This is a genomic window from Halogeometricum pallidum JCM 14848, assembly GCF_000337095.1.
Taxonomy (GTDB): Archaea; Halobacteriota; Halobacteria; order Halobacteriales; family Haloferacaceae; genus Halogeometricum; species Halogeometricum pallidum.
This window is the reverse complement of sequence record NZ_AOIV01000034.1, coordinates 1-10,836: the sequence shown is the minus strand read 5'-3', so window position 1 is coordinate 10,836 and position 10,836 is coordinate 1. Positions and strand designations below refer to the sequence as shown.

At 56.8% G+C, this 10,836-nt stretch carries 13 protein-coding genes and 1 pseudogene; 9 read left to right on the top strand and 5 right to left on the bottom strand.

Translation table 11 applies throughout. From position 1 onward, the window contains the following. Together C474_RS13240 and C474_RS13235 are read right to left on the bottom strand one after the other, a co-directional pair. Positions 1-1,125: an SMODS domain-containing nucleotidyltransferase gene (locus C474_RS13240; protein ID WP_008387653.1), complete on the bottom strand. Its 1,125-nt coding sequence runs from the start codon at positions 1,123-1,125 to the stop codon at positions 1-3. Positions 1,126-1,149: 24 nt separating this feature from the next. Continuing rightward, positions 1,150-2,092, bottom strand: a pseudogene (locus C474_RS13235) (Cdc6/Cdc18 family protein); the annotation flags it as partial. A gap of 358 nt (positions 2,093-2,450) precedes the next feature. Here C474_RS13235 and C474_RS13230 point away from each other — a divergent pair. From C474_RS13230 to C474_RS21495, 4 genes are all read left to right on the top strand, one after another. Beyond that, the gene (locus C474_RS13230; protein WP_008387649.1) at positions 2,451-3,269 is read left to right on the top strand and encodes a ParA family protein; all 819 of its coding nucleotides are present in this window, start codon (positions 2,451-2,453) and stop codon (positions 3,267-3,269) included. Then, a complete protein-coding gene (locus C474_RS13225; protein ID WP_008387647.1) occupies positions 3,266-3,667 on the top strand; it encodes a hypothetical protein in 402 nt (133 codons plus the stop codon). Before C474_RS13230 ends, C474_RS13225 begins: the two co-directional genes overlap by 4 nt. Before the next feature lie 292 nt (positions 3,668-3,959). Beyond that, the gene (locus tag C474_RS13220; protein WP_008387645.1) at positions 3,960-4,265 is read left to right on the top strand and encodes a hypothetical protein; all 306 of its coding nucleotides are present in this window, start codon (positions 3,960-3,962) and stop codon (positions 4,263-4,265) included. A gap of 271 nt (positions 4,266-4,536) precedes the next feature. Next, the gene (locus tag C474_RS21495) at positions 4,537-4,737 is read left to right on the top strand and encodes a hypothetical protein (RefSeq protein ID WP_008387643.1); all 201 of its coding nucleotides are present in this window, start codon (positions 4,537-4,539) and stop codon (positions 4,735-4,737) included. Between the two features lie 156 nt (positions 4,738-4,893). On the opposite strand, the gene C474_RS13215 is transcribed toward C474_RS21495, so the two are convergent. Together C474_RS13215 and C474_RS13210 are read right to left on the bottom strand one after the other, a co-directional pair. Then, on the bottom strand, positions 4,894-5,298 hold the full coding sequence (locus tag C474_RS13215; RefSeq protein ID WP_275039814.1) for an arsenate-mycothiol transferase ArsC: 405 nt from the start codon (positions 5,296-5,298) through the stop codon (positions 4,894-4,896). Between the two features lie 119 nt (positions 5,299-5,417). Continuing rightward, entirely contained in the window at positions 5,418-5,837 is a 420-nt protein-coding gene (locus tag C474_RS13210) for an ArsR/SmtB family transcription factor (RefSeq protein ID WP_008387639.1), read from the bottom strand. A gap of 248 nt (positions 5,838-6,085) precedes the next feature. Between C474_RS13210 and arsD the strand changes: the two genes are divergently transcribed. The 5 genes from arsD to C474_RS13185 all read left to right on the top strand — a co-directional run bounded on the left by arsD (position 6,086) and on the right by C474_RS13185 (position 9,244). Then, positions 6,086-6,418, top strand: a complete 333-nt coding sequence (gene arsD, locus C474_RS13205) for an arsenite efflux transporter metallochaperone ArsD (protein ID WP_008387637.1) — start codon at positions 6,086-6,088, stop codon at positions 6,416-6,418. Continuing rightward, entirely contained in the window at positions 6,415-8,316 is a 1,902-nt protein-coding gene (gene arsA / locus C474_RS13200) for an arsenical pump-driving ATPase (protein WP_008387634.1), read from the top strand. Before arsD ends, arsA begins: the two co-directional genes overlap by 4 nt. Then, positions 8,313-8,678 (top strand): halo-CC-star protein HcsL, encoded by a 366-nt coding sequence (gene hcsL / locus C474_RS13195; protein ID WP_008387633.1) that lies wholly within the window; start codon positions 8,313-8,315, stop codon positions 8,676-8,678. The genes arsA and hcsL overlap by 4 nt, the downstream gene beginning before the upstream one ends. Then, on the top strand, positions 8,669-8,857 hold the full coding sequence (gene hcsS, locus C474_RS13190; protein ID WP_008387631.1) for a halo-CC-star protein HcsS: 189 nt from the start codon (positions 8,669-8,671) through the stop codon (positions 8,855-8,857). Before hcsL ends, hcsS begins: the two co-directional genes overlap by 10 nt. Before the next feature lie 111 nt (positions 8,858-8,968). Beyond that, positions 8,969-9,244 (top strand): hypothetical protein, encoded by a 276-nt coding sequence (locus tag C474_RS13185; protein WP_049916978.1) that lies wholly within the window; start codon positions 8,969-8,971, stop codon positions 9,242-9,244. A 674-nt stretch (positions 9,245-9,918) separates the two neighbouring features. On the opposite strand, the gene C474_RS13180 is transcribed toward C474_RS13185, so the two are convergent. After that, a partial coding sequence (locus C474_RS13180) for a tyrosine-type recombinase/integrase (protein ID WP_008387629.1) occupies positions 9,919-10,836 on the bottom strand: 918 nt, incomplete at its 5' end.

Sequence of the window (10,836 nt, the reverse complement as noted above, 5' to 3'; positions counted from 1 at the left end):
TCAGCTGTCCGACACGGCGAACTGGTGGTCAGATGGATCCTCTACCTGTGAGGACGACCCTACTGACATGGCTTTCTCCCCTCCGTCGTCAGAATCGTCGTCGCTTCCGAAGGGAGGGAATTTTTCACCGAAGAGCTGGTACCAGTAATCCCTCGATGTTTCTTTGTCCTCCTCATCCAGTGCTGTCCGCGCGAGTTCTGCGGCATCCTCTGCCTCATCGTAGAACGCCGCGAAATCTTTCCCGTCGATTTGTTTGAGGACGTCATTCTCGGAGGTTCTCGGGAGACCGTGAGCAGGCAGGGTAGGGGCTTCCTCAGCCATTGCTTCGGTCTTGAACTGCCGTGTGAGTTCTTCGAGCGTCCTTGTCACGCCCTCGGCGACGCTGTCGATATCATCAGGACAGCACTGGCCAACGATGTGCTCGAGGGGATAGCTCGTCGGTCCTTCGACGTCAGGTGTCTTCGTTCGCCGCCACCATTTGATGGCCTTGACGACGTTCACGTAGTGGCCATCCGTGATATCGTTCTTATTAACGGTGAAGGCGATAGCCGCGAGGGGATGGGTATTCTCCCACTCGTTCTCATCTCGATGTGGAATCTTGAGCGGTTCGTCCTTCCACTCGTCGTCACCATCTGCCGACATATTGAGGGCCTCTGCCACGGTCGAAAGGTCGTCCGGACTCAGGGCTGTTCCCACGTCCAATGAACCCAGTGATTTGACGGCTTCACGTGTTGCCTCGCTCGGTGCCGCTGTCAAGACGAGATCAATCTCCACCTTCTCTTCCTCGATTTTGTAGGAGTGGGCATTCGGCTCCCACTGTCCCTCATAGTGTTCATTCAGGAACGGCTCGCATTTCTCCAGCGCTGCGTGGGTATCAAGGTCACTGCTGAGATCAGAGACAAAGACGACGTCAACGTCGGATTCCTCGTCTTCCTGCGGTCTGAGTGCCGTCCACCGACGATAGCTCCCCTGTAGAAAGTCTGCAACGTAGAACTCGTTAATGTCATCGTCATTCTGCAAGTGATCGCGGAGGGTTTCGTGGCCCCCCTTGTAGGCATCATTGTGCTCATCCTGCGGGCGGATGTCTGACAGGAAGGTCTCGAACAGTGTGGGGAGTGTGGTCATAGTGTATCGATGTTCTGGAATGCTTTAAGTGGTTGTTGCGGCAGGCGGTGACTCAATGATTGCGTATTCTCGATCCCGGCTCGTGCCCTCGGCCTCGAGGAGGTTGTACTGGGCCATCTTCGAGAGATAGGACCGGACTGTCCGTTTCGTCCGCGGGTCGTCGACCTCGTCCGTATAGTGGTCGTGAATCTCGCTCGGGCCGAGTGGCCGTGCTCGCGAACGGTATCGTAGACGACCCGCTGATGTGGAGTGAGTGAATCGATGCTCTTCTGCTTGATTTGGGCCCGGGCATCCTTGGTGGCGTTCAGGAGAATGTCGTCGGTGATGCGCTCGTGGTTCTCGCGATCTGCCTTGTCGGCGGCCGTTCGGAGGATGCCGATTGCGAGGCGGGCGTCGCCGGCGGCCACGTCGGCAATTCGGTAGAGCTGGTTGTCGGTGATGACGTCCTCGTCGAGCCTCCACTTCGCGCGAGCACTCAGGATGTCGTACAGCTGTTCGTCGTGGTACTTGTCCATCCGGACGTACTCGCTGGAGCGCAGCCGGCTCACGAGCGGTCGTCGACGCGACTGAACAGCTCCTCTTCCTTGTTCGCGATGCAGATGATTGCGAACTGCGGGAGGCTGTGGAGGTTGTAGATGACGCTGGGGTCCTCCAATTGGTCGACCTCGTCGAGGATGACGACCGTTCGCGGGCCATCGTGCTGCTGGAGGCGGTCGACGAGTTCATCGTGCGGCGTCGATTGCCGGTGGATGTCGATAGTGGCGCCGAGGTCGTCGAGGATCTGGTAGAGTGTCCGGAATCAGGTGTAGTTGCGCCAGCAGTTGACGTAGGTAGTCTCAACGTCGAGGACCTCTTCCCGGTAGTCGTTCGGTGACGAACTGTGAGATGCACGTTTTGCCGGCGCCGCTGGACGCCCGGTGACGATGGCTGTGTCGGCGGGTTCACCGTTCGCGATCGGCTTAAGAACGCAGCCTTCTCAACTGACTATCCCATCCAGCTTCGCCATCCCCACCGAAGGTGCCGACCACCCTTGCCGAAACGAAAGAAACGAGCGAAACGAATAGAACGAAGAGGATAGGTGAACGAGGTTGATGAATTGAACTATCCAAACGAACTGGTTGTCTCTGGCCGGTCTATGGCAGAAACGAACAAAACGAACGGAACGGAAGACGTGATTGAAACGCGTGAATTCACTTCAACGAGCGAAACGAACAGTTGGTTTTAACATCGTAGTAATCCTCTCACCGAGTGAAACACTCTCACTGAACGCACCGAACTAAACGACCATAACGAACGAAACGAACACAACGAGAGAAACGAAGATAATGACTGACACCAATACCGCACGAATCACGGTGGCGAATCAAAAGGGGGGCGCAGGGAAGACAACCGACGTCATCCATACTGGCGGCGCACTTGCCGCGAGAGGATACAACGTCCTCCTGGTCGATATCGACTACCATGGAGGGCTCACCTGCTCGCTTGGCTACAGCGACCTGTACTATGATACCGATCGGACCACGCTCTTCGACGTGCTTGACTTCGATCAGATGGAGTCGGTAAACGACATCATCGTCGAGCACGAAGAGTTCGATATTCTCCCCGCTAGTGAGAAGCTCGCGAACAATAAGAACATCCAGACGCTGCTCGAAGCGCCCAAGAGCCGAGAGCGACTGGGAATGACTCTCGACAAACTCGAGATGGACTACGACTACATCGTCGTCGATACTCCCCCGTCCCTCAATGTTCTCACCGATAATGCCCTCGTCGCGACGGGAAACGTTATCATTCCAGTCCTTCCCGAGAAGCTCAACGCCAATAGTCTCCGAATTTTTGCGAAACAGCTCCAGTCCCTCGAACCAGCCTACGGAGACGTCAACCGCCTCGCTATCGTCTGCAACCGGGTCGAACAGAACGCCGAACATCGAAGTACGATCGAGGAAATCCAGTCAGCCTACTCGCTGCCTGTCTTCGAGATCCCAAAGCGGACGGATCTCTCGCAATCGATCGGTGAAGGCGTATCGATATTCGGCTTCAGCAAGGAGAACAAGCGCGTCGAAGACGCCCGCGCGCTATTCAACGATATCGCCGATCTACTTGACGAGACCTTCGAGAAAACTCCGCCGACGGAGGTGGAAGCATGAGCGACGATTGGGGAAGCGCCTCGGGTATCGAAGGCAACTACGATGACGACGATGAAGCGGAGGAAACGAACGAGACGAGCGAGGTGACTGAGATGACTGAAACCAGTTCCTCGACTGGAACGCAGGAAACGACTTCACCGAACGAAACGAAGAAAACGAACAACACGAATATCAAGGAGGAGTGGAACGGCCGGACGATCTACATCCCGGATAGCATCCTCGACGACCTGGAGGATACGTACCTCGAATCCCAACTGAAACTCCGAAAAGCGGGTCGTAACGAGTTCAAGAAGAATCGACATTTCTACCCCCTCCTTGTGCAGTTCGGTCTTGAAGCGCTCTCAGACGCCGACGTCGACGACATCCAGGCTCGACTCTCCGACATCGCCGATGAATAACTTACGAACTCCTGAGTCATCAATTTTTAGCTCTGATCTTAGCTGTACTCCTATTGTCCTATTTCTGCCGTTGAATACCATTGAGTAGTTGTGAATGGGACGAGGGATTGCGAACTGACTAGGAACTCGCTAAAAGGGTATGAATGGAGGTAGTAATGACCGTGCTTGTTTCTTGGTCATGTAGGCTCGCAGCAAGTGCTCGTGAAAAATGGTGTGTTAGACACGCCGACGTCCACTGGTTCACCGGCAGGCTTAACCAACAATAGAGTCGAGAAGTTAACCAACAGCGAGTATGCAGGACGTACCTGACGACATCGAAGACCGGCTTGAGGAACTGACTCCCCGGCAACTGGACCAGGTCTCACGACTAGCTGAGCGACTGGCCGAGGATCAACGACGTGAACAAAGGATAGAGGAGAAAGAAGAACGAGACGATGAGGTACGGACGGATATTCGGGGAGACAATCTTCCGGACGGCGTCCCAGGTAAAGCGACTTTGACGAAGAAGAAAATCAACAGCAATGAGTACTGGTACTGGCAGTGGCGGGACGGGGAGAAGATTCGCTCACAATATAAGGGACCTGTTGACAGCAGCTGACGAATTATTGACCAGCGATTCTACGAATCGTTCGGTACAGAGAATCTACTGAACGGTTGTCCTACAACAAGAAGCGTGAAACGAATCGCAGTGCTGTGCTGAATACACCCTCTGTATCGGTCACGACACTTTTGACAGCGTTTGGTGAGGTTGGTGTGGACGTGCTGAATAGAGGCGCGAATCGGTCATCGATTCGGCATTCAATATGGGCAAATCGGGATTTTACACTCGATGGCAAAAGCCAAACATCCCTTCCCTGTACTATCAGTTAATGAGTGAGTCAAAAGACGCGAACACGAGGCCAAAAATATCAGTTGCAGTTGTAGACAAGACGCACGCGAACGAAATCCCCGACAATATTGACTCTGAACTATATACCACAACAAGGCCTGAGTCATCGTTGATTGAGTTTGTGGCTGACCCTGATGGGGAGTTGGCAGAGGCACTCAAGCGAAACGGATTCGACATCTGAGCTAATCTTCTCGCATACACACTTAGCAGCCAGTTCAGCGCCAATGAGACGGAATCAACGGGCCTCCGTAAGAGATTCAACCTCTATAGTCCGCACACGACATCTATCTGGTGCTGAGGGTTTCGACAGAGCCAGACTCCCCTACTCTTCTACGAGTTATTCGTCGTAGTATTCGTCGAAGAGCGCGGACACGCGTTGCTTGATCTCGTCTCGAATCTCTCGAACCTTTTCGACGGACTGGCCGTGCGGGTCGTCCAACGCCCAGTCGCGGACTTCGACGTCCGCGTCGAGTTCGAGCGTCGAACAGCCCATCGTCGCGACCACGTCGCACTCGTTCAGTTCCTCCGTCGAAACCTCTCGCGGTTCTCTGTCGGAGATATCGATATCAACCTCTCCCATCGCCTCGACGACTTCGGGATGGACCTCTTCGGCGGGATGCGTCCCACCCGTGAGAATTTCCACTTCGTCCTCTAGACCTCGTTCGGTGCGTTCCCGCTCTGCGAACGCCGCGGACATCTGACTTCGACCGGCGTTCTGGACACACACGAAACCGAACTTCACGCTAGGATCACCATACTGGAGATAGCCGCAGATGCTCGTATAACAGTTCCTAACAGTGTTCTATAGCACTACATACCGATACATATGAAAAGGTGTTCAGACAAACATTCGAGCGTGAATCAACACGTCGAGATATCTATCTTGTCGTGGTTAATATCGCGGGATCCATCGAGTGCGACGAGAAGCGCCGTCGCGCGCTGCGTCGTCTGGTACTTCCGCCACTTTCCGTCCTTTCGTCGACGAAGAAAGCCGGCATCGGTCAGTTGAGAGAGCGCATGACTGATCGCGCTATCGCTCACGTCCAACAGTGGCGCGAACTCGCAGACGCACAGTTCCGAGTCGGCGGCGTGCAGGACCCTCACGATCTTGTAGCGCGTCTCGTTCGCGACCGCCGAGAGACCCTCGACGTCGGTTTCGATCACGCGTGACACTGAGTTGTCGATCTCTTCAAGTTCGCTGATTCGCTGTTCGAGGTCTTCATCCTGACAGCTCCCGAGTTCGTCTGACAGATAACGCCGGAGACGTTCGTTCGTGGCCATACTCTTAGTTGAGAATATTCCAAAATAACGCTTTGGGACGAAATTCGGTCTCTAAGGTGTTCGAGGGCGGGAAGAAGCCGATACTGTTCCCTCACAGGCAGGCTACCAAAGGACTTATTTCACTCTTCTCTCAAATGAATAGCGTCGGACGTTGTCGTGACGAATCGGTCGATGCCACCGTAACCCGGTGTGTCGGCCACTCGCGGGGCGGAGACGTCACCGTACGACGCTCAAAGAAGAATTCAAACATGATCGAGGTAACCATCTTCGAATCGGCGATGTGCTGTTCAACCGGGGTCTGCGGACCCGACCCGGACGAGGAACTCGTCGCCATCACGAGGGCCGTCGACAAGCTAGACGAGGAGTACGACGACGTGGAGGTCACGCGAGCAAGTCTTTCCCAGAATATCGACGCGTTCTTGGAGCACCAGGAGATCTACGACACCGTTCAATCGGAGGGACCGTCGATTCTCCCGATCACGGTCGTCGACGACGACGTGATCGCGAAGGGCGAGTACCCCAGTTACGAGATGCTCTCGGAAACGGTTGAGAGTAACTCCCCAACGAAGGTGCAGCGATGACAGTGACGCCCGCGCGCGAAATCGTCGAACCCAGCGGCGAGGACACCGAGTTCGTCTTCTTCAGCGGGAAGGGCGGCGTCGGCAAGAGCACGGTGAGTTGCGCCACCGCGCAGTGGCTCGCCGAAAGCGGCCGGGACACACTCTTGGTCACGACCGACCCCGCTCCCAATCTCTCGGACATCTTCGGTCAGTCCATCGGTCACTCGGTCACTTCAATCGGCGACGTCGAGAACCTCTCGGCCATCGAGATCGACCCGGACAAAGCCGCCGAAGAGTACCGTCAGCGGACGCTCGAACCGATGCGCCAACTGCTCGACGACGAGCAACTAGAGACCGTCGAAGAGCAACTCGACAGTCCGTGTGTCGAGGAGATAGCCGCCTTCGACAAGTTCGTCGACTTCATGGACGAACCGGAGCACGACGTAGTCGTCTTCGACACCGCGCCGACCGGGCACACGATCCGTCTCATGGAGCTTCCGAGCGGGTGGTCCGAAGAACTGGACAGCGGACAGGCGACCTGTATCGGCCCCGCGGCGTCGATGCAGGAGCAGAAAGAGGACTACGAGGCCGCCGTCGACACGCTCTCCGACGACGAGCAGACGTCGTTCGTCTTCGTCGGGCGACCGGAGGAGGCGGCGATCGACGAGATCGAACGAAGCTCCGGCAATCTCGCCGACCTCGGTATCCAGACGAGTCTCGTCGTCGTCAACGGCTACCTCCCGGAATCGGTCTGCGAGGACCCCTTCTTCGAGAAGAAGCGCGCCGACGAACAGGAGGCGCTGGCCAGCGTCGAGGAACGGTTCGCCGACCAGCCCATCGCGACCTATCCCCTCCAACCCGGCGAGATCACAGGTACGGAACTGCTGGCCGACGTGGCCGACGTCCTCTACGAGGGGTCCGACCCGACGCTGACCGTCGACGAGGAACCCACAGATCCGTCCGGCGAGTCTCTCGATGCCGAGACGGACCGCGAAGAAGTCATGGAGCGACTCCGTCCGCAGTCGGACACGCGCTATCTCTTCTTCACGGGGAAGGGAGGCGTCGGCAAGAGCACGATGGCGGCCACGACGGCGACGACGCTCGCGAACGAGGGGTACGAGACGCTGGTCGTCACTACCGACCCGGCCTCGCACCTGCAGAACGTGTTCGGCACGGAAGTCGGTCACGACCCGACCGACGTCGGACTCGACGGCCTGCACGCCGCTCGAATCGATCAAGAGCGGGCGCTCGAAGAGTACAAGACGCAGATGCTCGAGCAGGTCGAGCAGTCGTTCGACGGCGACGCCGAAGACGTCGAGGCGGCCAAAGAACAGGTCAGAGAGGAACTGGAGTCGCCCTGCGCGGAGGAGATGGCGGCGCTGGAGAAGTTCGTCGGCTACTTCGACGTCGACGGCTACGACGTGATCGTCTTCGATACCGCGCCGACGGGTCACACGCTGCGACTGCTCGAACTCCCCTCCGACTGGAAGGGATTCATGGACCTCGGGTCGCTGACGAAGGAGGCCTCCGATTCGAGCGACAAGTACGACCGGGTCATCGAGACGATGCGCGACCCCGAGCGGAGTTCGTTCGTCTTCGTGATGTATCCGGAGTACACGCCGATGATGGAGGCGTGGCGCGCCTCGGAGGATCTGAGGAATCAGGTCGGCATCGAGACGTCGCTCGTCGCGGTCAACTACCTGCTCCCCGACGAGTACGGTAACAACGCGTTCTTCGAGAGCCGCCGCGAGCAGCAGCGCGACTACCTCGAGAAGATCGACGACCGCTTCGAGGTGCCGATGATGCTGGCACCGCTCCAGCGATCGGAGCCGACCGGACTGTCCGAACTCGAACAGCTCGGAACCGAGATACTGGGCGCACAAGACGATGACCGACCGATGCAGCCTGAAATCCAATGAGCCAACAGACCACCGACGTAGACGTCGACGCACGAGTGCGTTCGCTCGCCGATGCGATCCGCGAGTCCGAACAGTACCAGCAGTTCGCCGAGTCCCAATCGAGACTCCAGACGGACGAGGAAGCCCAACGACTACTGGAGCAGTTCCGGGCGAAACAGCAAGCGCTCCAGGAGAGCGGCTTCGACCAGGAGACGATGGCCGAACTGAAAGAGCTCAAACAGATGATGGCGGACAACGAGACGATCAGCGAGTACGAGCAGGCCGAGACGGCGTTTCTCGAGCTTCTCAACGAGACGAACGATGTGATCAGTGAGAAGATCGGCGAGGAGTTCGCTCGGTCGACGGGAGGTGGGTGCTGTTGAGCACTACTGAGTCCGACGTACTGTCCGAAGCGAAGCGACTCGGGGAGGCCCTCGAAACGGTCAAAGCGGACGGAGACGAAGAGGCGTTCTCGGCGCTCGTGACGCAGTGTAACGAAGAGCTCGGTAACAAACTCGGCGTCGATTACGGCGACATCTGCAGCAGTAGCGACTGCTGCTAGCTGACCGTTCACGCTTGGTTGATTTCTTCAGCCTGTAGATCCTGATCAAGCCTTCCGAGAATACCCCATGGTCGGAGATAGCTTCTATTCGTTGCAGACTGTGATACACGTATGGGTAACCAGTTCCTCGACTGGCAAACACAGCACAACGGAAATATTGTTCCAATCCTGAGTAAGATCAGTGATGGTGATCGGCGGGTCTGTATCGTTAAAACATCTGAAAAGGAAGGGGAGATAATTGTGGAGTCAGAATCAAGCTATTCTTCCAGCTATGGTCGTGTCGAGTTCGATCAAAAATCGGATCTAACTGGGAAACTTTCGTTCGTGGCTGAAGAGGAAGATATCTCTGGGGATGAGGAGATAAACCATGCCTACTTCGCGGAATAGCCTACTCCTGGAGATTGTTCTACGAAGTCACTGCCTCCTGACAGGCACCGGCAAGCGTGCTGAGTACAGAGCGCGAGTCGGTCACGGGCTTGGAACTCAGTACGAGAGAATCAAATCGCTCAGAACAGGTCGTATACTTATTCGTTGTAACTTGGAGAGGTGACGCTCTACTACGGTGCGGGGAAGGTGGTTACTTCTGCTGGCTCATAGCCAACGCTTCGGACGGTGTGTCCTGTTTCAGTGAAATGAGCTGTTGCCTGCTTATTAATCTCGTGTTGTGACTGCCCATTTTCATACTCAGTGGACCAATCACACTGTTCGCACTCCATCTTCATGGCTTGCAGAACCACCAGAAAACACACAGAGGTGGTGCCTGCAAATGCGGGGTTCCTTTGTCAGTACGCACACTCCGCTTTACAGGCTCCCTTCGGTAACTGACGCTTAGGGTATGTTGTCTATCGAAAGTAGGAGAGGGGCCAAGTGGCACCCACCGAGGCACAGGTGGTTGCCATCTCCCACTCAAATGTCACTCAGAATAGGCATTAAGCCATATATTCACCCAGTTACTCACCTGTGAGGACGTGAGTTACAAACGAAAGCCGCCAAACTTCGGTACGCACGTCTCTACTGAACGGCTATTTCACATTCATCTACTGTAGAAATAAGTAGAGAAACTACTCGTCGAGGAGCCGACTAGCGGTCTCACCGCGCTCTGAAGCGTCGATGTGCGAGTACGCCTCTTTTGTCACTGAGAGACTGGAGTGTCGAAGGATATCGGACGCTAGTCCTCGATCTTCCCGGAACAACGCATCCCCGAGGCCGCGACGAGCACCATGCAGCTTCGGCTTCTCACCGTCGACGTCGACGCCAGCGTCCTCAGCAATCCGCGCGAGAACTCGACGAGCACCGTGGGTCGTAATCGCCGGCGGAGCAATTTCGAGTTCGTGAAGAACCTCGTCGACGTCGCCGCCGTCGAGAAGCGTGTCGGCGTCGTCGCGGGCGTCACGGACCGCAGCGTACTTCGACGGCGCGTGCCCGGTTGGGAACACCGGCCACTCGTCGGTCGGAGGATTCTGCACACGCTTCCACTGCCGTATCGCCTCGCGAGCCTGTTCAAGCACGGAGACGTCCTCCCACGACTGGGATTTCCCCCAGACGCGGAACGTCCATGAGTCCGTATCGACCCGTTCCCAAGTGAGTCCCTGTCGGCCCGAGCGGTCGTCACCGCTTACACGGAAGACCTCTGCTCCTCGGACACCCGTGTACGCGAGGACGTGGATGAACGCGCGGTCTTGGACGGCCTGTGTCGCGTCGAGACCGTCTGCTTCGATTGCTTCGCACGCGCGGTCGTTCGTGTACTCGACGAGTTGCTGGCGAACTTCGGGCGTCCAGAACTGTTGCGTACGGTCTTCGTCGTCGCGGGGCAAGGGCTCGCGCGCGCGATCAGTGAGTGCCGGATTCTGCGAGAGAACGCCGTCGCGAACACAGTAGCCGAGAAATCCACTGACGACGTTATAGTACATCTGTGCCGTCGATGCCGCGATTCCGTCCGCCTCAACGCGCTGGTTGAGTCGGTCGGCATACCGGCGAAG